Annotated in this window: 23 protein-coding genes and 1 tRNA gene; 13 read left to right on the plus strand and 11 right to left on the minus strand. The window is 41.0% G+C overall.

The genetic code is table 11. The features are described 5' to 3' along the window. Positions 1-250: 250 nt before the first annotated feature. The gene (locus BMW86_RS12115) at positions 251-2,152 is read left to right on the plus strand and encodes an ABC-F family ATP-binding cassette domain-containing protein (protein WP_089782026.1); all 1,902 of its coding nucleotides are present in this window, start codon (positions 251-253) and stop codon (positions 2,150-2,152) included. Positions 2,153-2,212: 60 nt separating this feature from the next. Here BMW86_RS12115 and BMW86_RS12120 read toward each other — a convergent pair whose 3' ends face one another. After that, positions 2,213-2,512, minus strand: a complete 300-nt coding sequence (locus tag BMW86_RS12120) for a hypothetical protein (RefSeq protein WP_089782027.1) — start codon at positions 2,510-2,512, stop codon at positions 2,213-2,215. A gap of 134 nt (positions 2,513-2,646) precedes the next feature. Between BMW86_RS12120 and BMW86_RS12125 the strand changes: the two genes are divergently transcribed. From BMW86_RS12125 to BMW86_RS12150, 6 genes are all read left to right on the plus strand, one after another. Then, positions 2,647-3,237, plus strand: coding sequence for an RNA polymerase sigma factor (locus BMW86_RS12125; RefSeq protein WP_177189235.1), 591 nt, complete (start codon positions 2,647-2,649; stop codon positions 3,235-3,237). Positions 3,238-3,304: 67 nt separating this feature from the next. Beyond that, positions 3,305-4,276, plus strand: coding sequence for a FecR family protein (locus tag BMW86_RS12130; RefSeq protein WP_089782029.1), 972 nt, complete (start codon positions 3,305-3,307; stop codon positions 4,274-4,276). A gap of 40 nt (positions 4,277-4,316) precedes the next feature. Beyond that, the gene (locus tag BMW86_RS12135; RefSeq protein ID WP_089782030.1) at positions 4,317-7,730 is read left to right on the plus strand and encodes a SusC/RagA family TonB-linked outer membrane protein; all 3,414 of its coding nucleotides are present in this window, start codon (positions 4,317-4,319) and stop codon (positions 7,728-7,730) included. A 2-nt stretch (positions 7,731-7,732) separates the two neighbouring features. Continuing rightward, the gene (locus tag BMW86_RS12140; RefSeq protein ID WP_089782031.1) at positions 7,733-9,196 is read left to right on the plus strand and encodes a RagB/SusD family nutrient uptake outer membrane protein; all 1,464 of its coding nucleotides are present in this window, start codon (positions 7,733-7,735) and stop codon (positions 9,194-9,196) included. 9 nt (positions 9,197-9,205) lie between these two features. Continuing rightward, on the plus strand, positions 9,206-10,033 hold the full coding sequence (locus BMW86_RS12145; RefSeq protein WP_089782032.1) for a DUF4843 domain-containing protein: 828 nt from the start codon (positions 9,206-9,208) through the stop codon (positions 10,031-10,033). Positions 10,034-10,049: 16 nt separating this feature from the next. Next, positions 10,050-11,453 (plus strand): PKD-like family lipoprotein, encoded by a 1,404-nt coding sequence (locus tag BMW86_RS12150; RefSeq protein ID WP_089782033.1) that lies wholly within the window; start codon positions 10,050-10,052, stop codon positions 11,451-11,453. Positions 11,454-11,489: 36 nt separating this feature from the next. Here the strand turns inward: BMW86_RS12150 and BMW86_RS12155 are convergent, their stop codons facing one another. After that, complete coding sequence (locus BMW86_RS12155) at positions 11,490-11,957, minus strand: hypothetical protein (RefSeq protein ID WP_143056560.1); 468 nt, start codon at positions 11,955-11,957, stop codon at positions 11,490-11,492. A gap of 152 nt (positions 11,958-12,109) precedes the next feature. On the opposite strand from BMW86_RS12155, the gene BMW86_RS12160 reads away from it, so the two are divergent. From BMW86_RS12160 to BMW86_RS12175, 4 genes are all read left to right on the plus strand, one after another. Further along, a complete protein-coding gene (locus tag BMW86_RS12160; RefSeq protein ID WP_089782035.1) occupies positions 12,110-12,397 on the plus strand; it encodes a hypothetical protein in 288 nt (95 codons plus the stop codon). Positions 12,398-12,465: 68 nt separating this feature from the next. Next, positions 12,466-13,503, plus strand: coding sequence for an aldo/keto reductase (locus tag BMW86_RS12165; protein ID WP_089782036.1), 1,038 nt, complete (start codon positions 12,466-12,468; stop codon positions 13,501-13,503). A 103-nt stretch (positions 13,504-13,606) separates the two neighbouring features. Continuing rightward, positions 13,607-13,849 carry an acyl carrier protein gene (locus BMW86_RS12170; RefSeq protein ID WP_089782037.1) on the plus strand — a complete coding sequence of 81 codons (243 nt, stop codon included), beginning with the start codon at positions 13,607-13,609 and terminating at the stop codon, positions 13,847-13,849. After that, entirely contained in the window at positions 13,842-14,858 is a 1,017-nt protein-coding gene (locus BMW86_RS12175; protein WP_089782038.1) for a 3-oxoacyl-ACP synthase III family protein, read from the plus strand. The genes BMW86_RS12170 and BMW86_RS12175 overlap by 8 nt, the downstream gene beginning before the upstream one ends. Positions 14,859-14,891: 33 nt before the next feature. Here BMW86_RS12175 and BMW86_RS12180 read toward each other — a convergent pair whose 3' ends face one another. From BMW86_RS12180 to BMW86_RS12220, 9 genes are all read right to left on the minus strand, one after another. Next, positions 14,892-15,551: a hypothetical protein gene (locus BMW86_RS12180; RefSeq protein ID WP_089782039.1), complete on the minus strand. Its 660-nt coding sequence runs from the start codon at positions 15,549-15,551 to the stop codon at positions 14,892-14,894. Positions 15,552-15,569: 18 nt separating this feature from the next. Beyond that, positions 15,570-16,478 carry a hypothetical protein gene (locus BMW86_RS12185; RefSeq protein ID WP_089782040.1) on the minus strand — a complete coding sequence of 303 codons (909 nt, stop codon included), beginning with the start codon at positions 16,476-16,478 and terminating at the stop codon, positions 15,570-15,572. Between the two features lies 1 nt (position 16,479). Further along, positions 16,480-17,337 (minus strand): hypothetical protein, encoded by an 858-nt coding sequence (locus BMW86_RS12190; RefSeq protein ID WP_143056561.1) that lies wholly within the window; start codon positions 17,335-17,337, stop codon positions 16,480-16,482. Between the two features lie 308 nt (positions 17,338-17,645). Next, positions 17,646-19,430 carry a 7TM diverse intracellular signaling domain-containing protein gene (locus BMW86_RS12195; protein ID WP_089782042.1) on the minus strand — a complete coding sequence of 595 codons (1,785 nt, stop codon included), beginning with the start codon at positions 19,428-19,430 and terminating at the stop codon, positions 17,646-17,648. Positions 19,431-19,568: 138 nt separating this feature from the next. Beyond that, entirely contained in the window at positions 19,569-19,862 is a 294-nt protein-coding gene (locus BMW86_RS12200) for an NIPSNAP family protein (protein WP_089782043.1), read from the minus strand. 41 nt (positions 19,863-19,903) lie between these two features. Then, positions 19,904-20,731, minus strand: a complete 828-nt coding sequence (locus BMW86_RS12205; protein WP_089782044.1) for an OmpA family protein — start codon at positions 20,729-20,731, stop codon at positions 19,904-19,906. A 202-nt stretch (positions 20,732-20,933) separates the two neighbouring features. Then, a tRNA-Arg gene (locus tag BMW86_RS12210) sits at positions 20,934-21,008 on the minus strand. Positions 21,009-21,077: 69 nt separating this feature from the next. Next, positions 21,078-21,644, minus strand: a complete 567-nt coding sequence (locus BMW86_RS12215; protein ID WP_089782045.1) for a MarC family protein — start codon at positions 21,642-21,644, stop codon at positions 21,078-21,080. 71 nt (positions 21,645-21,715) lie between these two features. Continuing rightward, positions 21,716-22,366: a tetratricopeptide repeat protein gene (locus tag BMW86_RS12220; RefSeq protein WP_089783652.1), complete on the minus strand. Its 651-nt coding sequence runs from the start codon at positions 22,364-22,366 to the stop codon at positions 21,716-21,718. Positions 22,367-22,455: 89 nt separating this feature from the next. Between BMW86_RS12220 and BMW86_RS12225 the strand changes: the two genes are divergently transcribed. Beyond that, positions 22,456-23,136 carry a FadR/GntR family transcriptional regulator gene (locus tag BMW86_RS12225; RefSeq protein ID WP_218149137.1) on the plus strand — a complete coding sequence of 227 codons (681 nt, stop codon included), beginning with the start codon at positions 22,456-22,458 and terminating at the stop codon, positions 23,134-23,136. A gap of 5 nt (positions 23,137-23,141) precedes the next feature. Next, entirely contained in the window at positions 23,142-24,365 is a 1,224-nt protein-coding gene (locus tag BMW86_RS12230; RefSeq protein ID WP_089782046.1) for an MFS transporter, read from the plus strand. The last annotated feature ends 133 nt before the right edge of the window (positions 24,366-24,498 follow it).

Below are 24,498 nucleotides of genomic sequence, written 5' to 3' on the forward strand. Positions count from 1 at the left end.
TTAGTGCTGAAAATTCGCATCGATATTAGGTTGATGATCGCAGATAATATTAATTGTCCTTTGATCCCCTTCTGCTCATAAGGTTTAACAAAGAAACTATTTTTTATTTATAATACACATATTTTGCTCTTAATGACGATGTTACGTCATGTTAAATAGTGTTAAAATAGTGAGTAGTCCTGCTGTTAGCAGACTGTTATCAGAAAACAGAACAATGCGGAACTTGTAAAGCTTTTACTAACTTCGCGCCATGCATTATGTTACGGTAGAAGGATTAACAAAAAGTTACGGCGCAGGACCGCTGTTCAAGGATATTTCTTTTCACATAGAAGAAGGTGATAAAATAGCGCTGGTGGCACTGAATGGCCACGGTAAATCCACCCTGTTACGCATTCTTTGCGGTCAGGAGTCTCCCGATTCAGGAACCGTATGGATCCACAAAGGTGTTACAGTGGTAATGCTGGAACAACAATCTTTTTTTAAACCCGGAGAATCCATCCTGGAAAATATCTTTGCCCAGGACCATCCTATATTAAAAGCCATCAGGGAATATGAGCTGCTGTCTGAGGAAGAAGAGCCTGATGTTCATAAGTTTACAGAAGCCATTGAGAAAATGGACGAGCTGAACGCCTGGCATTTTGATACCAAAGTGAAACAGATACTGGGTAAGCTGAATATTCACCACCTGGATCAACATGTAAGTACCCTTTCCGGAGGCCAGCAAAAACGTGTGGCATTGGCTAAAGTGTTGATAGACATAGGATTTGAACACAGGCACACCCTGCTGATCATGGATGAACCTACCAACCATCTGGACGTATCAATGATCGAGTGGCTGGAGAATTACCTGGATCAGGAGAATGTGACGCTGCTGCTGGTAACGCACGACCGTTACTTCCTGGACAGTGTTTGTAACGAAATCATGGAAATAGATCAGCAGAAGCTGTTTATCTATAAAGGGAACTACGAAAACTTCCTGGAAAAGAAGGCAACCCGCGATGAAATGGACAAGGCCAGCGTAGAAAAGGCCAGAAATACTTATCGTAAGGAGCTGGAATGGATGCGTAAGCAGCCCAAAGCACGTACTACCAAGTCGAAATCCCGCCAGGACGCTTTCTATGATGTAAAGGAAAGAGCTTCCGCGAGGCTGGAAACCCAGCAGCTGGAGCTGAATATGAAAATGACGCGACTGGGAGGTAAAATACTGGAACTGAAGAAGGTATACAAAGCCTATGGCCAGCTTACTATCCTGAAAGGGTTCGATTACACCTTTAAGAAAGGGGAACGTGTTGGTATTGTCGGTAAAAACGGGGTGGGTAAATCTACCTTTGTAAATATGTTACTGGGGCTGGAACAGGCGGATTCCGGTAAGATCAATGTGGGAGAGACCATTATATTTGGTAACTATGACCAGCGTGGGCTGATTGTGAAAGAGGATATGCGGGTGATAGAGTTCGTAAAGAACATTGCAGAAAACTTCCCACTGGCAGATGGCAGCAAGGTAAGTGCCGCACAGTTCCTGGAATTATTCCTGTTTTCTCCTGAGAAACAATACACTTATATCTCCAAACTGAGCGGTGGGGAGAAAAGAAGGCTGCATCTGCTGAGCATCCTTTTCCGTAATCCAAACTTCCTGGTACTGGATGAACCGACCAATGACCTTGACCTGCCAACCCTGAGCATCCTGGAGGATTTCCTGCAGAGTTATCCTGGTTGTGTGATCATTGTGAGCCATGACCGTTACTTTATGGATAAAATAGTGGATCACCTGTTCGTATTTGAAGGTGCGGGTGAAGTGAGAGACTTCCCTGGTAACTATTCCCAGTACAGGGAATGGGAGAAGGATAGAAGTGAGAGGGAGAAAGAAGAGAGTAAGAATCCGCCGGTTGAGGTTAAACCAGTTGTACAGGAGAAAAAGGTGGAAGCCCCTGTGGCACCTGTCCGTAAGATGTCTTTTAAAGAGAAAAGGGAGCTTGAGTTGCTGGAAAAAGAGATCGCAGACCTGGAAAATGAGAAAAAAAGCATTGATAGTCAGCTGGCTGGGGGTACAATCCCTTATGATCAGCTGGAGCCATTATCCCGCCGGGTAGGGGAAGTGATAAAGTTGCTGGATGAGAAGGGGATGCGCTGGCTGGAGTTAAGTGAAGGTTAAGTTTTAAGATATAAAAGAAAATGCCCTTATGCTTTGTAGCGTAAGGGCATTTTCTTTTAATTATTGCGGCTTATCATGTATTTCTGATGCCTTCAGGTAGATTTTTTTACCTTTTTCATCAACATAATACTTCTTGTCGTGCTTATTTATATAAACAGTCTGGCCACCTGGGCCTTCTTTGCCTTTGTAAGTTTTGTCAACAATTTTTGATGCACCTTTTACAGCTATGGACGCTGTTTTATGGCCTACTTTTTTAGCAGTGCTATCAATACCCTGAGCCATTCCTGCCTGTCCGGCAAGTACAGCAGATACTGTGATGGCCGCAGCAAACAGACCTGTACGGAGTTTTTTTGAGTTCATAAACAATTATATTTTTAAGTTGTGCAGGTCAATATGACCTAGTATTGTACTTATATCCAATTTTAATGCCAGCTCATATTTGGATGCCATTAACAGGATGTATATTTTGGGGGAGATAAATAAACATAGTCAACTTGGAGGAGAACTCATATAGTTGTTTAAATGACAAAGAGCTATGGAGCAAGCTGATAAATGGCGATGAAGATGCATTGGCTTTCATCTACAATACTTACTTCCCTTCGCTGTACAAGTATGGCATGAAGATTTTTACGGAGAGTGGGGTTGTAAAAGATTGTATTCATGACCTGTTCGCTGCTCTATGGTTTAGCCGGGAAAGATTGTCGGACACGGATTCTATTAAATATTACCTTTTTGCCAGCCTGAAGAGGCGTATTGTTCGTCATTCCCGCCCGGGACTACTGCACAGGTTCCTTGAGACGGCTGTATCGGCCCCTTCTGTTGAGCAAACTATTATTGAAGAACAGTCCAGCCAGGAAAGAAGTAAGAAGCTGGAAAAAGTGATTAAAAAATTACCTAAGCGGCAAAAAGAGATCCTTTATCTCCGCTATTATGAAGGACTGAGCACACAGGAAACAGCTGATATTATGTCTCTCAGTATCGACTCCACCTACGTATTACTGTCAAAGGCATTGAATTATCTGAGAAAACACAGCGATGAACTGGTAGCGATTATGGCTTATATATACGGATCTAATAAGTTTTAAAAAAAGTTACAGATAAACGCTAAGATTTTCCTGCTATCCTGCTTTATCTGTAAAAGCATTGCAGGTGATGTTGTTTAATGATTATTCTATAAAAGATTTTCTGCATCATGAGTTGTTTCGTAAATGGGTAATCAATCCCGATCATGATACTAATATTTTCTGGGAGAATTGGCTGGCTGAGCATCCTGATAAAAGGGGAATGATCGAACAGGCAAAGGATATTCTATTGCTCATTGGTGAGGAAGAGTATGCGCCTGCACAGGAAGATCAGCAGGAAGTGTGGGCAAAGATCCTAACGACCATTCATGCCGGTAAACGATTTGTTATGCCGCAATGGTGGCGTTATGCAGCTGTATTCCTGGGAGTGCTGGTGGCCAGTGTTGTATATTATAACTATGACAGACGGGAAATAAAATACACTACGCAATATGGAGAATTGAGAACCATCATATTGCCCGACAGGTCAGTCGTAAGGTTGAATGCGCATTCAATACTTCGTTACAGGCATAATAAAACCCGTGAGATATGGTTTGATGGAGAAGGTTATTTCTCTGTTCACAAAAATACAGACCAGCCTTTCCTGGTACATACTACAGATGTAAATGTACAGGTATTAGGCACTGCATTTAATGTAAATACCCGTAGGGTAAAAACACAGGTAGTACTGGACAATGGGGCTGTGAGATTAAATCTTAACCAGGCACAGTTGCCCGATATTACCATGAAGCCGGGAGATATGGTCACATATTCTGCTGCTACGAAACAATTCAGCAGCAGAACAGTTAATCCGCAGGATTATTGCTCCTGGTTGAATAACACACTCGTTTTTAATAATACACCTATCATAGAAGTCGTAGCAGCATTACAGGATAATCTGGGGATCGAAGTAAAAATAGAAGACGAAAGACTGGCTCAGCAAACATTTACAGGGACTATACCGATGGATAATATCGCCATCTTCTTTAAAACATTATCGAGGTCGTTTAACGTAGTAATCAAAGAAGACCAACAGCACAACTATATCATCAGCAGAAAGTAGCACTGCTATTTGTAAATCAACCAACCTTAATCTATTGCTTATGCCTGGAAATTACTTTAGGTGTATTGGCGGAAAGACGGCGCTTTTATTATTGATACAACATGCTGTATTTAGTAATCCCATGCCGGAACAAATGTCATTTTCCGCCAGTAGTTATGTTCAAAATACCGCACGCGTCACATTAAAAGATTTGCTGACGACTTTTGAAGGCCGGTACAAAGTACGTATCAATTACATAGGAGAAATCGTTAACAACATCCAGGTAACGCCACCTTCTGCTAAAGCAGATGGTGTGCAGTTTGTAGATTACCTGAACAATTTACTGAAGCCATTAGGACTGGAAGCAGAACAGGCCGCCATGAATCAGTATATCATTTACAAGCTTAATCCGGCTGTGACCAAAGTTGCGCAGGTAGCAGCAACACAGGTTATACCGGTACAACAGGTGAGAACTGTGAGCGGTACTGTGACTGATGAAAACGGCATACCATTACCCGGTGTTACTGTACTTGTAAAAGGAACTAATAATGGTGTGCATACCAGTAATGACGGTAAGTATGCATTAAAGAATGTACCGGAGAAAGCTATACTGGTATTTAGCTTTATAGGGTTTAAAGCGCAGGAGATAAACATTAATAACCGTACAGACATTAACGTTAAATTGTTAACGGATATACAATCTGTAAAGGATGTAGTGATCACCGGTTACCAGGAAATAAAGAAAGATAACTTTACCGGAACAGCTATTACGATCTCCGGAGAGGAACTTAAAAGATTTAATCCTCAGAATATTCTGGCCAGTCTTCAATCATTTGATCCTTCCTTTAAGATTGTAGAGAATAATATTAATGGCTCTAATCCTAATAAATTACCTAACATCAATGTAAGAGGTACTACCGCATTACCAACAGGAGATATTGCCACGCTGAACAGGAATAACCTGGCCAGCGTTACTAACCTGCCTACATTTATTATGGATGGGTATGAGGTAAGCCTGCAAACAATCTTTGACCTCGATCCCAACAGGGTAGCATCTATGACCTTACTGAAAGATGCTGCTGCTACTGCTGTATATGGTTCCCGCGCTGCCAACGGTGTGCTGGTAATTGTTACCAAAGCGCCTAAAGAAGGTGCGCTGGCGCTTTCCTATAATTATGAACTGACTGTCACTGCACCTGATCTTACAGATTACCGCGTATTAAATGCAAAGGATAAACTGGAATATGAAAGACTGGCGGGTGTGTATACGGCTAATATGGTTGACAGTCCGGATGAACTGGAACAGGAATATTACCGTAAGAAGAAAAATGTACTGAGCGGCATTAATACTTACTGGTTGTCTCAGCCGGTAGCCACAGCGCTTGGCCATAAACATTCCATTTACCTGGAAGGTGGTTCCAAAGCCATGAGATATGGAGTGGATGCAAGGTATCAGACTAATGATGGTGTGATGAAAGGCTCATTCCGTAAGCGTTACAGTTTATCTACAAATCTGTCTTATAATCTGAATAACAAGTTCAGATTTATGAATCAGTTTACTATCTCACAGGTTAGTTCAAAAGAATCTCCTTACAGGGAATTCTCTAATTATGTGAGGATGAACCCATACTATCCTAAAACGGATTCAATGGGAAGGTTGCTGCGTGAAGTAGATAAATGGGGTTATTATGATGCGGTAAAAGGGGCATCTTCTCTTACGGTGTTAAACCCAATGTATGAAGCTACCACTGGTAGTTTTGATAAGGCAGAATACCTGGAATTCGTAGATGCATTTTCAATAGAATACAATATTGCTGATGGGCTTAAAGTAAGAGGACAGGCTAGTCTGACCAAACTAAAAGGTACTGCTGATAAATTTGTATCTCCCTTTAGTAATGACTTCTTTACGGTTACCGGTGATGACCTGAAAGACCGTGGTAAATATACCTATGGTACTCAGGATAACTGGCAGGTAGATGGAAGTCTGACGATGAATTATTTCAAACAGATCCGTTCTTCTCATTATATAAATCTGAGTCTTGGTACAAATATCCAGGACCGCAAAGAAGACAACAGATCTCTGGTAGCGCAGGGTTTTACCAATGACAGGTTTTCAGAATTAGAGTTTGCCCGCAGATATGAGATTGATGGTTCTCCGGATGGATCTGTTTCTCAGGAAAGACTAATAGGTGGATTCCTTTCTACCAATTATTCTTATCAGAACCGTTTCCTGGTGGATGGTACTATACGTGTGGATGGATCATCCAAGTTTGGTACTGATTCGCGTATGGCCCCGTTCTGGGCTTTCGGGCTTGGATGGAATATCCATAACGAGCGGTTTATGTCGCATAAAGTAATTAGTCAGTTAAAATTAAGAGCAACGACCGGGTTAACAGGAGATGTTTCCTTTCCGGCTTATTTATCCAATACCACCTATCAATACTATAGCAGCGACTGGTATTCTACCGGTGTAGGTACTGTGTTCAAGAGCTATGGTAACCAGGGACTGAAGTGGCAACGGACCAGGAACTATGACTTAGGTCTGGAGCTGGGTCTGTTCCACGACAGGATCTATATTTCTCCACGTTACTATTATAAACTCACAAAGGATCTGCTGGCAGATGTGATAGTACCACCATCAACAGGTTTTACAGAGTATAAAGAAAACCTTGGAGAGATGGTGAATAAGGGATACGAAGTTACTTTCCGTGCGAATGTATACCGTAGTAAGAACGTGTCTGTTAATCTGACAGCTAATGCCGTAAGGAATGATAACAAGATCACAAAGATCTCTAATGCACTGAAGAGCTACAATGATAAAGTAGACGTTAAACAGGCAACAGATAAAGATTTTAGTTCTGTACCATTGTTACGTTATAAAGAAGGACAATCACTGTACACTATTTATGCAGTGAAATCATTAGGTATAGATCCTGAAAACGGGAAGGAAATATTTGTGAAGAAAGATGGTACGAAGACTTATGAATATGATGTGAAAGATATGGTACCTGTGGGCGATCAGAATACGAAACTGGAAGGATTCTTTGGTGGGAGTCTTAACTATAAGAACTGGATGACGGAGATAAAGTTCTATGGCAAATGTGGTGGAGATATGTATAATCAGACATTGGTAGACCGTGTGGAAAATGCTGATCCCCGTTACAATGTGGATTCAAGGGTATTATCTTCCAGATGGAAACAACCTGGTGATCATGTATTCTTTAAGAATATTGCTGATCAGGGTTCTACGAAAACATCTTCCCGTTTTGTACAAAGGGAGAATGTGCTGGAATTAAAATCCATCTATTTAGCCTATGATTCTCCTGCATCTTTTTACAAACGACTGAAGATGCAAAGTCTGCGTTTCTCTGTAAACATGAATGACATCTGGCGTACTTCTACTATTGAAGCAGAAAGAGGGATTGATTATCCATTTGCGAGGAGCTTCACCTTTTCACTTTCAACACGGTTTTAACTATGAAAACATTTTCACTACTTATTATCATAGGCTGCTGTTTAATCTCCTGCTCAAAGTGGCTGGATGTGAAGCCGCAATCAGAAGTTTCACAGGATGTACTGTTCAGTACAGAAGAAGGATTCCAGGAGGCGCTGAATGGTGTGTATAGCCGTTGTGCCCAGGAAGATAGTTATGGTAAGGAAATCACCTGTGGTATTCTGGATGTGATGGCGCAGAATTATACCATTCCCAGCTTAGACGGAAAGAACTACAGGCAAACAGCCCTGTACAATTATAAGAATGACAGTTTAATTGCGCGTAAGGACCGTGCGTGGAAGGCGTTATATAATGGGGTTGCCAATAGTAACCTGATCCTGCAGCATATTGAAGGAAAACAAAAAATGTTTTCCGGTACCAAATATTCATTGATCAAAGGAGAAGCACTGGCATTACGTGGATATTTTCACTTTGATGCACTAAGAATGTTTGCACCATCTTATGTCAGTAATGCAAATGCAAAAGGAGTTCCTTATGTGACGGTATTCAGTAAAGCAGTAACACCCATTAATAGTGTATCAGCCGTGCTGGATTCTGTTATTGCAGACTTAAACAATGCAAAAGAATTACTGCGCACATCAGATCCTATTTTATCCGGTGGGTATATAGTTGGTTATCCTTTAAAAGATTCAAGTACGGAAACTGCCGGAGAATTGTTTTTGCAACAGCGCAGGCATCGCATGAATTATTATGCTGTATGCGGAACACTGGCAAGAGTTTATTTATACAAAGGAGATAAAGCCAATGCATTGAACAATGCGTTGGAAATAATCAATGCCAATAAATTTCCCTGGACCAAACAGAATAGTTTCCTGAATCCTGATCCTGAGAAAAAAGACAGGATCTTATATAAGGAGCTCATATTCGGCTGGTATATTCCTAACAGAACAGATAACCTGAGGGACCTTTTCCGCAGTGGTTCACAAAGTCTGCATGTTACTACCAGCGAAGGGCAGATTATTTACGAAGTAGCCAGTGTAGGTGCGGACGATTTCCGTTATAAACAATGGCTGAGTGAGCAATCAGAATCATCCGGTACTTATCTGCAGGTAGAAAAGTATACCCGTGACGGAGATGCTAATTTGCATTACCAGATGGCTCCTGCTATCAGGCTGAGTGAAATATATTATATCGCTGCGGAATGCACTTTCGATAGTGATCCTGAAAAAGCCTGGGGATATTTTAATACAGTAAGGCTGAACAGGGGGATTGGTACTACTATCACCAATGAGCCATCCAAAGAGGTATTCCTTAATGAGCTGGTGAAAGAATGCCGTAAGGAATTTTATGGAGAAGGACAGATCTTCTATATGTACAAGCGCCTGAACAGGGCTATTGTTGGGCAGTCGGGAATATTATATTCTCCGGCGGATAACATTTTTGTACTGCCATTGCCTGATGATGAAATCCAATTTGGTACCAGATAAACCAATCAGATGAAAAAGATAATCGTTTTTTTATCAATCGTATTATGTTCTGCGTGTAGTAAGAACGAATCATTGGTATATAACAGTTCCGATAATATATACTTCGACTTTACTCCGGATATAAAAGATGATAAGACAGATAGTCTTGTTTATTCCTTCGCTTACAGTATAGGTAAAGAGCTGGATACTGTATTTATCCCAGTGCGTATTTCCGGTATAAGGCAAAAGAAGGACAGGAAATTCAGTGTAGGAATTATAGATACTTCTACTACTGCTGTTGCTTCTCTGCATTACCAGCCGCTGGAAAAAGAATATACTATCCCTGCAGATTCCGGTATTTTCCTTTTACCGGTAATCCTGTTGAATAAAGACACTGCTTTAAAAACAAAAAGCGTCATCATTTATCTCTCCTTACAGGCCAGTGCAGATTTTGGCATTTCTTTTAAAGATCTGCGGACGGGTTTTGTGAAGTTGTCTAACAAACTGGAAAAACCAGCCTGGTGGGATGTATGGATAGGAGAGCTGGGCGCTTACTCAAGAGTGAAACATGAGTTGTTTATACGTGCGGCAGGAACTACAAAACTGTCTGCCTCTCAGGCAGATTATATGGAGACACCGAAGACCCTGTATTATATCAGACGTTTCAAATCCTTCCTGCAGGATCCGTTTAAATGGGTAGCCGATTATCCTGAAGCAGGATTTGTGATTACACTGGAAGCTGATGGTAATTATTATTTCTACAGCAGTGGTAACCCGGATAACAAGTACCTGTTAGAGAAGAATGCGAGTGACGGTAAATATTATTTTAAGGACGAAAACGGCAACCGTATCGTCTAAGTAAAACATTGCACCAATGAAACAAGTATTGCTCAGTATAGGTCTGTTATTGGTATTAACAGCCTGTTATAAAGATAAAGGCAACTACGATTATGTAGACATTAAGCCTCCGGTACTATCAAACTTTGACAGCTCTTATGTTGCTTATGCCGGTGACAGCCTTATTATATCTCCTGTTGTAAAGTTGCCTGATGGCAGAACGGATATGACCTGTACCTGGAAGATCAGTATACCTGAAGAAGCGCGGTCGGCAGATTATGAAGGGCCTTCCTTAAGGATTGTATATGGGCTGGGAGCCTCCAGATATTCAGCGTTGTTTACGATTATGGACAATACAACCGGTATGAAGTACTTCTATAATTTTACGATTATAGGAAAGACGGCATTTACAAGTGGAACCGTTGTATTAAGTGAAGATGGCGGGGTTGGTAAATTATCATTTATAAAACCGGATGGTAGTGTACAACCTGATATATATGAAGGGATCAATCATGAGTCACTGGGAACCGGTGCGTTGCAGGTGGTGCCGGTGCAGAATCTTTATTACATGAATGTAATCACTGCCTATTGGGTGGTATGTGCCGGTGGAACACATCCTGCTATAGAAGTAGATGCAAATAACATGAAGCGTCTGAAGTATATCAATGAGAACTTCTATGATGCACCGACGGTTATCAGGCCCAACTATTTTCAGAATATCGTGAATGGAACAACCACAGCCATTATCAATAATCAGATGTATATAGGTTCTGCTGAGACAGCTCCTTTTGCTACTTATTACGGGTTTTATGGAGTAGCTGTTGCCGGCACCTATAATCTGCATCCAAGTTTTGTATTTACTGTTTCGCAAAGTGATAATTATTATCTGGGATTTGATGCGGTGAAAAGGAATTTTATACGTTTCACAGGAGGTACATATTTCGGAACAGATTATGTACAGGTAGATTCTGTTTTTAACCCAAAGGATTTAAAGATGGATCTTATAAAGATGGCGAAGTTCAGTGAGAATGATATGTACGCATTTTGTGATAGCGCAGGAAAAGTACTGGAACTGAAGTTTGCATTGGATTTTTCAAATGGTAATACCAGGTTCCAGACAATTTATAAAAAGGAATTTCCTGCTGCTAATCTGCTGACAGCTGATACGCGCTGGCAAACATCACCTATTGGCGTATTCTTCTTTACATCCGGAGATAAGATCTACCGGTATAATCCATTGAACAGGGAAGTGAAAGCGCTGACCAGTGATTTTGGGGGTAAGGCAGTAACGATGATAAAGGTGATTGAAGATGGTAACAAATTGATTGCGGGTACGGAAGGTAGTATTTATACGCTGGATATAAGTACCGGTAAATACGGAGATATCCTTCAAAAGACGGATGGTATTCCCGGAAAGATAATTGACATAGTAGTAAGATAAAAAGAACGTCCCGGGTTTATTCCCGGGACGTTCTTTTTATCTGCAATTGCCTTTTACAAATGGAATGCTATCGAATTGTAATTTGCTGTAATCTTTATCAAAGAGAGGCTGACCATCTTTATTCAGCTTTTCAGCTTTCGCTTCAAATATATTATCGTCGTTCAGTTTAAAGATCGCTTTACGTACACTCATGATTCCTTCGCTCATATAGTGATAATCTACCTCTATCACATTGTCCGTAATAGTTCCTGAAATGGTGCCTGTATTCTTATCTTTTTCAAATGGTTTGTATTCCAGTTGTCCGGTTACTACTTCATTATCCGTTTCAAACTGGAGGTAAGCCGTGTCTTTTCCCATTATCTGCGTAAAACATTGAGGGCCGGGATGTACAATGTTAACTGTTTGTGTACTGTCTGTAAGGGCTGTTGTAGGTTTTTTATCAGGCTGCTGACAGCTGCTGAAAGTCATTGTTAACAATCCTGCAAAGAGGAAGAATGGTCTCATCTATTATAAATTTTGCCTAAGTTAACGGATTTTGCCTGTTTTTGTCCGATATAGTAATTGATAACAAAACAGTATTTGTGCTATTGTTGATTTATCAATATTTTTGTTTTACCGTTAACAAGCGGTTCTATCACTTATTCAAATTAATCACTATGGCAAAGTTACCCAAGTTTATGATCGCAGATGATCCCGTTACGGATCCTGATAATGAATATATCTTTCACACGGAAGAACCCCGTTTCTTTGCTAAACGTGTGGAAGAAGACGAGGAGAAAGCGTATATAGACATTGTTCATGAGGTGGATAACGTGGATGCTTTCTTTAAGGATGCACCAGAAAAGAAGGCAGAACTGCTGGAAAAACTGGAAGACTGGTACTACTCTTACATGGAGTGGCTGGAGGAAGATGAATTCGAAGACGAAGAAGATGATGAAGAATAGATATTAGGAAAGTCGGCCATAAAGGCCGGCTTTTTTTAATACATTAATAATTATATAAATCAATTAGAATGGAGTACAGACAATTAGGAGGCTCGGGATTAAGAGTACCTGTTTTAAGTTTTGGTACTGCCACTTTTGGTGGTGGCAATGAATTTTTCAAGGCATGGGGAGCTACACAGGTAGATGAGGCGAAGAAGCTGATCAATCTTTGTATGGATGCCGGTGTAAACTTTTTTGACACGGCGAATGTTTATTCAGCAGGCGCATCAGAAGAGATACTGGGAAAAGCACTGGCCGGAATAAGGGATAAAGTGCTGATTTCTACGAAAGCTACGTTTCCATTGGGAGACGGGGTTAATGATTATGGTTCTTCCCGGTCTAACCTGGTGAAATCATGTGAGGAGAGCCTGAAAAGGTTAAATACAGATCATATTGATGTGTACCACCTGCATGGTTTTGATGCGAATACGCCTGTAGAGGAAACGTTAAACGCATTGAACAACCTGGTACAAAGTGGAAAGGTGCGTTACATTGCCTGTTCAAATTTCTCGGGATGGCATCTGATGAAATCGTTGTCTGTTTCTGAGAGGTATGGCTGGGCGAAATATATTGCTCATCAGGCGTATTATTCTCTGCTTAACCGTGATTTTGAGTGGGAGCTGATGCCATTGGGTATAGACCAGCATGTAGGCACTATTGTATGGAGCCCGCTGGCAGCAGGCCGCTTAACCGGTAAATACAGACGTAATCAGCCAATTCCCCAGGATGCAAGGGTAGCGCAGGGTGGTAGCCCTGTCCCTGCATCGGCTATCTCCGATGATGTGTTCTATAATATCATTGACGTACTGGATGAGGTTGCAGAAGAAACGGGTAAAACAATCGCACAGGTATCCCTGAATTGGTTGTTACAACGCCCAACTGTATCCAATATCATTATTGGAGCAAGAAACGAAGAACAACTGAAGGCAAATCTGGCTAGTGTAGGCTGGAACCTGACGGTAGAACAGGTGAAGAAACTGGATGCGGTAAGTGAAGTACCTCCGGTATATCCTTACTGGCATCAGCGGGAGTTTCCGATGCTGAATGCAGCTCCAAAACTGTATTAATTATAGCACAGGCAGTCACCGGTGACTGCCTGTGTATACGATTCCACAACTGTTAATGGCATAGTTTTTTCGGTAAAATTTATATAAAATAACTAGCTATTATATGATTGATACACAGAAATTCCTACAGGAGTTTAAAGAGCAATATGTTGATGGCGAAGCCACTGGAATGACAATGGATTCTGAATTTAAAAGATTTCCGTCCTGGGATTCCCTCACAGCCATATCATTACTCGCAGAGATTAAATACAGGTATCATGTAGATATTGAGGAAGATGAGCTGAACGGGTGTTCCCGTGTTGCTGATGTATACCACCTTATTGAGAAAAAAATTGCACATGCATAGTGCTTATATAATAGATACTACTTACTTTCTTCCCGAAATATTAATCGATAATGAGAAAATAAATGCAGAACACCCGGAGTGGTCTGTGGATAAAATAAGCGCTAAAACAGGTATTGAAAAAAGATATTACGCCGCGGAAAATCAAACAAGTGGAGACCTTGCATATATTGCTGCAGAGCAGTTCTTTCATAAAGGGTCCATTGAAAAAAGTGAAGTTGATTTTCTTATTTTATGTACACAAAGCCCCGACTATTTCTTACCTACTACTGCCTGTATTTTACAGGACAGACTGGGGTTAAGTAAAAAGACAGGCGCATTTGATTTTAATCTTGGCTGTTCTGGTTTTGTGTATGGATTAGGAATAGCTAAAGGATTAATCAGCAGTGGTCAGGCTAAAAATGTATTACTCATTACAGCAGAAACATATTCCAAATTTATCAATCCGAATGATAAAAAAAATAAGACCATTTTCGGGGACGCTGCAGCAGTGACATTAATATCATCTCAACCGGCTACCGGTGCAGGTAAAATTATGAACTTCTCTTATGCTACTGATGGTTCCGGTGCCAAACACCTGATGGTGAAAAATGGTGGTCTGCGGAATATACAGAAGGGAGATGGAAAGGATGTATATATAGGAGAGGAATTCTATTCTAATGATGATTACCTGTTCATGGACGGAAAGGAAATATTTGATTTTACTGTATTCAATGTTCCTGGATTAGTGAATGATTGTATCAGTAAAAATGAAATTTCTCCGGAAGATGTGGCTCTGTATATCTTTCACCAGGCCAATCAGTTTATGCTGGAGAGGGCAAGGCGGATGAGTAAGATCCCTGCTGAGAAATTTTATATTTATATCAAAGACAGTGGCAATACGGTTTCTTCTACTATACCTATTGCGTTGCATCATGCAATGGAAAATAATGTTATCCGCAAAGGGAATAAAGTTTTGCTATGTGGTTTTGGTGTAGGTCTTTCAATGGGAGCTACGCTCATAGAATATTAAAGTCCCTGTAGTTTGTTACAGGGACTTTATTTTTTATTTTGTCCATCTTGGCACGCGGTCCTGTTCTTTATGAGGTGCTGCCTTTAATAATTTTACCAGTATATTACTATCTGTTTCCAGGCTGATAACAAGTCCCTGACCGGGTACTACTGTTACTTCTTTGCTGCTGAACCCTTTTTCATTCAGTGAAAGGGTTACAGCGCGTGAAAGGTGTTGCTGGTAATCATTTTTATCTTCCGGTTCATTAACGGTGAGAATACATTTGTTATCTGTACCAATAATTTCGTAAGCGCCGGGTCTCATCAACATAGATACTACGATATCTCCTTTAAGCAGCTGACGGGTATTATAGACCGGTTTTTGTTCTTCGGCATATAATTCCACATGAAAGCCATCTGTGCCTGTAGAACTGAAGAAAAATACGTATCCGTCCGGTTTTACCTGGTATTGATGAGAGGATGCAGTGCAACCACATTTATCCTGTGGTTCTTTTTCAAAGGAAGCCATGTCGATATCTGCCTGTGTTGCTGTGACATCAGCGTAGCTGTTTATATAAAACTCACCTACCTGTTTGTCATTGCGGAACACGATACCCTTGAACTGTCCTTTACTGAGTGGATGAGCAATCATCACACTACTGTTGATCTGTTGTGTATCTGCACCAAAGGTGCGAAACAATGATTTATTGAACATGATCTGTTACTTTAAGAATTAAGCAATGTTGGATGTGATGACCATTTCCGTATCTGTTACGTTAACACCAACATCTCCTATTGGTATCAATATGGGAATGAGGCTGCCATTTCCATCGAGAATTTTAAATGGCGTTTCAAACTGGAAGATGGGATACTTGCTGGCAAAATAATCTGCCACGGCAGTGACTACAAAGTCGAAGAGTCCCAGGCTTACTCCGAAAAGATTGGACAGCCATTCCTGTATATCATCTCCTATATCCAGGGCGGCACGGATAAGGGCGATAACAGGGGAGAGTATTGCTTTGACGATTGCTCTTGCCCAACCAGGTGCCCATCCCAGTAATGAGTCAATGATGCCATCTGTAATGCTTTGAATGAGGTTACCGGCAGTATCAGCAATATCGATGATATCAATATCCAGCCATATCGGATCCAGATAGAATTGCCATTCATTGGCTACATTCAGATCATGTGCATCATGATCTGTTAGTGTACCTTTTGCAGGGTTGTTATAAAACTTTGGAATGATCCTGAAGGCCCCGGAGATTTCGCTCTGGAAGATACCATCGAAATTGATGGGTACACTGATGTCCGGATTGGCATCAAAGAGCGTGATTTTGGGTGCTCTGAGGATACATCCCCAGAAGGATGGTATGATACAGAACCCACCTATTGTAATGGTAGGAATATCGATACCAAATGTAACATTCAACGGATCGTAGATGATATCCATTTCATCAATGCGTACGCTGTTATCACTTTGCAGGTCGATGGAACCGGAACCCAGTTTAACGCCTGCATTGTATGAAACGCTGAAAGGACCGAAGGAACCACTGCCGGATGTGGAAGGGTGGAAATAATCGCGGGCCCTGTCTACCAGTTTATTAAATGCCCGTTCATTGGCGGCTAAAGTAATATGTGACATATTATGGGGTTTCGAGAGTTAAGAAAACAGATACAGTATCATTGTCTACAGATGGATTGAATGGTACATTGGTAGATATAGGAGTTGGCACAATACTGATGAAGTCTCCTATTTCAAATGCCAGTGCATTGAACGCTACCCTTAACTGTGGCAGGATACCCAGTTTCAGTGTTGTTCTCATGTAACATTCCATACTGTTCTCTAATCCATCCGGTTTAATATCCACCAGTTCCAGGTTTTGCAGTTCAATGCCCAGTACGGGTTCTCCGTTGTAATCCTCTCTTACAAATTTCAATACAACATACAATTCCAGTTCAAAACACTGTAAGCCTTTTTCTGTAAATGGTAATCCTCTTTTTGGTGGATTGATACTTACTGAAAATGAGGGATTATCACGTGTGCTGTTACCTTTAAAATCCGGGCGATAAGGTTCGGGGTAAATAACAAACTCTTTCAATATCCTGGAATCGGGACAGGCAATACCACCACAAACAACTGCTCTCAGTGCAAAGGACTGTTCTCCCAGTTTGTTATTTAATTCAGAGGGTAATTCAAAAACATTGGTGGGGAAGAAATCGATCTCAAGCCTGTTCAGAGAGAAGTTAAATTCAAGTCCTGCATCCCCCGGATAACCTGGTATTGGTAAATAAGGCATTACTGTTACTAGAGGGTTGCCTCTTTTAATTACTTCGGGATGCACTTCTCCGATACCACAACATAGTAATTTGGGATTCTTTACAAACGATGGCGTGCCATAATGGAATAAAGAGGGTCTTTGCATAGAAATATGACGTATAATCCTATTAAAACCATCTTCATGAGCGCTGGCAAACACATCACAAAAATCTGTGAATGACATGATGAGTGAATTTTTAGTATGATGTAATTGGGGTTCGACAGATACAAATTTATATGGAGAAAACCAGGGAAAACAGAGAGGAAATACCTGAAAGGGCTGCGTATAATTACCTGATTAATGAGAAAAGGACAGCTGGATAGCCGCCCTTTGTTTGAAATCCTATCTGACAATTCTATCTGTGGATAGAAATAAATCCGGTTTTCTGCAAAGAGATATTATATGTGGGAATAAAACGAGTAAGAGGCGTATACAAAGTGTATACACTTACATAATTTATCAGAAATGAATTGATAACGTGTGAGTTAGGTTTAGTTCTGTTCTGGCGATTGGAAGGCACCGGCCATTTTTTTGTTTAATCTTGCCTTGGCTTGTCTTACACTGGCGGGCGCAATATTCAGCAGTGCGGCAATTTCTTTGGTGGATAAATGAATATGAAAATAGGCGTAGAGTCTTAATTCGTTTTGGGTAAGAGAAGGATGTTTGGAGCGAAGTGTTTTGAAAAAGTCTGGGTGTACCTGCTCAAAATGCAATTTGAATTTATCCCATTCAAGGTCCAGGTACTGACTATCTTTCAGGGAAGACTTGATGCTTTTTAAGCCGGGGTGTTTGACATGTGGATAAAGGTTATCTATATCCTGTATCTGGTCTTTCAGGTCAGCCAGTAATTTGTTTTTCTGATGAATATAAAGACTGTTACCAACCAGTTCACGCTGATTGATTTCCAGTTTTTGCTGTAATAGTTCGTTTTTGTCTTTCTCCTGCTGGATGGCTGAAATGATGAACTCATTTTCCTTTTCAATCAGTGTATGTTTATACTCTGTGAGGGCTATATCTGCTGCTAATTTCCCGACTTCCAGTTCTTTCGCTTTCAGTTCTTCGTTCACTATTCTTATACGGGCAACCAATGCTACTGCAAAGGTGAATATCTGGGAAATGATAGCGATTTCAGGTAGAAAGGACCCGTTATTAGTATAAGTGGGAGCTGAATTAATAATAAAAAATACAGCGGTAAAGGTGCCAAAAATTAAAGGGAGTGTATTTGCCAGCAGAAAATATTTTGCTGCCCTTATATGTCGTTTGTACGCGACTATACAGGTGAAAAAGATTAGTAAGGAAATAATCAGAATGGCAATATTATCATAAATCAGTGTATAGCTGTCTAAATAATAGATGCCTGCGATAGTTATGATAGCTGGTGGCAGTTCGATTCCTGCATAAGTATAAAGTGCATATTTAAGCAGGTTGTCGTAGGCCGGCAACAATTCTTTGGTGCGTAAATATGATCTTGTGAGCTGGATGGTACCGGAGAATATAATTATACAACCTATATGCAAAAGGAAAGAATTCAGGTCGTAATTATAAGTAGAGCCATCCGCATTCAATCTTATATTATAAAACCCGAATGGCAAAAGCAGGTTGAAAAAATGCTTGAAGGAAGTGATGAAAACAATAGCCCCCAACTGAACTACCAGATAACAGAGATATACCTCATCCTTTAACTGAAAATAGACAAACAGGTTGTAACAGGCGAAACTTATCAATACGGCAATACAGAGCAGCCAGGAGATCCATAAAACATCTTTACGGCTATTAAATGAAATTTCTTTTTCCATTATAATGGCTGGTTTTATGGCATAACCATAAGATTGAATATCGCGGACATCTATTTTTAAATAAAGGATATTCCTTGTTCTTCCCTGTAAGGTACAAGATACTGTCCCTTTATTTGATTCTCCCAGACCAGCGTTATAGCTGATCCATTTTTGGGTACTGTTATCGAAAAAGTAGAGGATATAATTCAGTTTGAGAGATAGTGAGATCCGGTAATTTTCATTATTGGGATATGGGTTTTCAACAATCATTTTTATCCAGTAGTAGTCAGCCGCTGATGTATTGAGTGAATCATTTTGTGCAAACCGGAGTGTTGTACTGGAACGGATCTGATCGAAACTATAATGTTTGTCGGGTAATACCTCATAGGTATTAATCTGTAAGGAAGTATTGTTTGTTAAGCAGTGTACTGTTTGTGCTTTTAATGAAATAGAAACACAAAAGAGTATAGAGAGTAAGTATTTTATCTTTAGTGGCGGCATTAATATTTAATGGTAAGAGTTCAGTAAAGTTAGGCGTTTAACTTATTATTTTTTGAAGAAAATAAATCAAATGAGGACGCCTGTAAAAACAAAAGCCAGCAATATTGCTGGCTTTATAGACCTTTTTTCTTATCTGTGTTACCAAACCTGGTAAATTTCCCGTGATCCGGTGAGGTACATATCATGATATCCGGCCATAGCCTCCTTCATTTTCTTCATTTCTTCAGAGTCTTCTTTGTATTTCTCCCAGCTTTGTTCATATGCGCTAAGGCTTTCATATTGGCTTACCATAACTACTTTGTTATATTGGCCGGCCATATCGGTCATGATGTTGACCAGTTCACTGTTACCGGTCATTACCTCTTTGAATATTTTAGCCAGTTTAGAAGCGTTACCAGGTTTACAAATAAAAATATCATGAACAATGATCATAGCTACTTTTTTACTGATGAGGAAATAGGTTTAATGACATGTTATAATTTCACGATCTCTACCCTGCGGTTTTTGGCTTTACCTTCTTCTGTATTGTTATCTGAGAGAGGCTTTGTCTGTCCCCATCCTTTGGAGGAGAGCCGTGTTTTATCAATACCTTCTGTGATAAGAGCATTCATCACTGATTTAGCCCTGTTTTCTGAAAGTGTTTTGTTTGCAGCAGGAGTTCCTGCATTATCAGTATGACCTTCAACGCTTATTTTCATGGATGGGTCTGATTTAAGCATTTCCGCAACCTGACCAATTATTTTTTGAGATTCGGGCTTAATATCCGATTTGCCAGTTTCAAAGTTGATGTAAAGAGCAATGGAGCCATTTTTATTTATTGCATCCAAGAGGTCACTTGCATTTATATCCTGTTGCATACCTTCAATCTCGAGTATATTAAGCTCGAAATTGCCAAGATTCTGTCCGGCCATATCCTGAAGCACAACCCAGACGTCTTTGCCGGATGATTTTGTAAAAAATGTTGCTATACCGGCATCTTTATTATAATACACTTTCTTCCCTCCCGTCTTTAGTATCGCATTCTCGAAGTTTTTTACTATCTGAAAAAAGGACGGGGCGGGTACTCCGCTTTCATTGTTGTAGGCATATTGAATAAATGTTTTTGTGCCCTCTTTCGTTTCTGATTTATCCTGGGCTGTTGGTATAGCGAATTCATCATAATTCTTTGAACATACCGCGATAAGTGTATTGGGCATCCTGTTAAACATAGGGCTGTCCTTGCAGCCCGGAACATCTTCTTGCGCAAATACCGGAATTGAAATGACAATTGCCAGTATGAAGGCGAATATCACTTTTTTCATTTGTGGTGTTTAATTGAGGTGATTAAATGTTCGAGGTGAAGGTTGAGAGTAAAAGAGGCATTCGGGAACCCCATTCCATTGTTCGGATAAGATTAAGATAAGGTAGCATAGTATATAACAGAGAGGGATAGTTTTTGTTCGGTCAGAGATGACTATAAAATCAAAAAGGGTTTAAGTTCTGTAACTTAAACCCTTTTTGATTTGGTAGCCTCGACAAGAATCGAACTTGTATCAGGAGCTTCGGAAACTCTTATACTATCCATTGTACTACGAGGCCATCTTTACCGGTTTAACCCGGTGGAGGAAGGCAAAACTAACGTTTTTACAGATTAATAGCAAAAGCGCGTTATAAGTTGACATTACTCTTAAATATCTTCACTGCAATAGCCAGCAGGATCACTCCAAAGAACTTACGTACCACCATCAGTCCGGCTTTACCCAGGATACGTTCTATCCAGCTCAGGGAGCGTAATACCACATAAATGATGACCAGGTTAATGAGGATACCCGCGAATATATTGGTAGCGTTGAAGTTGGCTTTAAGTGACATGATGGTGGTGAGAGTACCCGAGCCTGCAATCAGCGGGAAGGCAATCGGGATAAGACTTCCCGTTTTCGAGTCCTTTTCGCTTTTGAAAAACTCCACACCTAAGATCATTTCCAGCCCTATCACAAATATTACGATAGAACCGGCTACTGCAAAGGAATGTACATCTACGCTCAATAGTTTCAGGAAAGGTTCACCTACCAGCAGGAACAGTACCATCAGGAATCCGGAAGCTATTGTAGCCTTACCGGAATCAATATGTCCCAGTTTCTCTTTCAGGGATATCAGTACAGGTATTGAGCCTACAACATCTATCACAGCAAAGAGTGTAAAGGTAACTGCCAGTATCTCGTTGAAGTTAAACATGGGCGTGATGCATTTTTACAAAAATAAAGGTTAATTATTTATTATACATCACTTCCTTGTCCACAACATCATCAGCCAGGCATTCTGGAGATGTATTTATCCATTTCTTTGATCTGACTTACTATCTGGGCAGTAGTAGGTTTTTGTGCTTTTGCTCTGCGGAAGTAGTCTTTGGCGGTTTTGAAATCCCGGCGGCTCATAGCAATAGAAGCCAGGGTTAGTAAAGCAGCCGCAGTGTTTTCCTTATCAGGAAGTCCCATCTTTAATGCTTTCCTCAGGTTCTGATCAGCAGTTTTGAGGTCGTTCTTCTGGTAAGAGATAGTTCCCAGCTGGAAGTACTGCATACCTTCATATTCTTTCATCGGACTGCCGGAAGCAATACTCTGGCGGATGGTAGCTTCTGCCTTATCCAGGTCTTTATTATACATGGCCAGGTTACTCTGCATAAAATAGTATACAGAACGGATTGGCTTATACAGCAATTTAGGGAAAGCAACTTTGTTCATTAAGCCCATCGCCACATCGATATTTCCAGCCTCAACAGCTTCCTGTACCAGACGCATAGGTCCAAACATGAAATGTGTAACCAGGCAAACTACGGCCAGAAACAGGGGAATAGTAGCTTCCCACCAGCCAACAGTAAAACCCAGTGCAACACCGCCCAATAACAAAACAATACCAAGTGGTAAGCGATATAGAATAAATAAATTAAATGCTTTCATCTGTATGATATATATAAGAGGCGCAAAGATAAATAAAAAAAGGTGTGAGGATGTGGATTGATTAATTACCTTTGTAATCATCTGATGATATGATGAATATGCAAATTAAAAGAAACAGCCTGGCAGACGAGGTAGCACAACGTCTGCAGGAGCAAATATCACGCGGCACCTACAAACCAGCCGAAAAGTTACCTACCGAACCTGCCCTGATGCAGGAGTTTGGGGTTGGTCGTTCTACCATCCGGGAAGCTGTTCGCATCCTGGCAAACGGGGGAGTGGTCCGTGTACAGCAGGGGCTGGGGACGTTCGTGGAAGAAGGCGGAAGTATAGAAGAGCCGTTACCTCAGCGCCTCAAAAGAGCACAGTTCGTAGATCTGGACGAAGTGCGGCAGCTGCTGGAAATGAAGATTGCCCAGAAAGCAGCCCTGAACCGCAGCGATGCGGACATTGAAAAGATGGAACTACACCTGAAAAAACGGAAAGAGGGCATCAGTGCAGAGCTGGTAGCAGACTGTATACAGGCCGATATCGACTTTCACGTGAGTATTGCAGAGGCTTCCGGAAACAGTATTTTATCAGACCTGTATAAAACAGTAGCCAGCCATCTTAAAAAGCATTTTATAGAGATATTCAATTCAGTAGAGTCATTCAGATCTACCCAGCAATTACACAAAAACCTGCTGAACAGCATCATCGCCCAGGATGGGCAAAAAGCCTGGCAGTGGGCACAACGTATTACACAACATAGCCACGAAGAGTACAAAAAGTAATAATTATGGAAAAGATGATCCTGAACGAAACCCAGAAAAGCGAGGCACAGAAAGTAGCTGAGAAAACGGTATTCTCCGTTTTGCTGGCCCTTAGCTTTTCCCACCTTATCAACGATACTATTCAGTCCCTGATACCAGCTATTTATCCCCTGGTGAAAGATTCGTTACACCTTACATTCACCCAGGTAGGACTGATCACATTAACTTACCAACTCACTGCTTCGTTATTACAACCACTGGTTGGTTTATATACAGATAAAAACCCTAAGCCATATTCCCTGGCCATCGGCATGGGCTTTACATTAGCAGGACTGATAAGCCTGTCGCAGGCGCATCATTTCTACCTTGTACTGTTTTCGGTTGCGCTGGTAGGAGTAGGGTCTTCGGTATTTCATCCGGAAGCATCCCGGCTGGCTTATATGGCTTCCGGTGGTAAACATGGTATGGCACAGTCGCTTTTTCAGCTGGGTGGTAATGCGGGCAGCTCCCTGGGGCCTTTATTTGCGGCGATGATTATTGTTCCCAAGGGACAATCCAGCATCAGCTGGTTTTCACTGGCAGCTATACTGGCGATTGTAGTGATGCTGAATATTGGTGGATGGTATAAAAAGAATACGCACCGTATCAGAAGTAAATCAAAAGAAGTGGTAGCACATGCACAGCTGCCCAAAAGTAAAGTCGTTTTTGCGTTGGGTATCCTGCTGATACTGGTATTCTCCAAGTACTTCTACATGGCCAGTATGACCAGCTACTACACATTTTATCTCATCTCTAAATTCCATGTTCCCGTACAAAGCGCCCAGATATACCTGTTCATATTCATGTTTGCCATTGCTGCGGGAACTTTTATAGGCGGCCCTGTAGGCGATCGTATCGGTCGTAAATATGTGATCTGGATTTCTATTCTTGGAGTAGCTCCATTCTCATTATTGTTGCCACATGCGAACCTTTTATGGACATCTGTATTAAGTGTTTTTATCGGTGTAATCCTGTCTTCCGCCTTTTCTGCTATCCTGGTGTATGCACAGGAACTGGTGCCTGGCAAAGTGGGTATGATTGCCGGATTATTTTTCGGGCTGGCCTTTGGTATGGGGGGTATTGGGTCTGCAGTGCTGGGTAAGCTGGCAGATAAAACAAGTATAGAGTATGTATTCCAGGTATGTGCTTACCTGCCTTTAATAGGCCTGTTGACAGGGCTATTACCTGATCTCGAGAGATCAAAAAAATAAAAGAACCAGCTCACCAGTCCCTGCTGATAAAAAATGTATTATCACCAGGGACAGGTGAGTGCATTATTAAATAAAACGCCCTGGGTTTCATCAATTAAATAACCATTAAGACACAATCTTTAGCACAATCTGT

Origin of the sequence: Chitinophaga sp. YR573 (assembly GCF_900110995.1) — a bacterium.
GTDB lineage: Bacteria > Bacteroidota > Bacteroidia > Chitinophagales > Chitinophagaceae > Chitinophaga.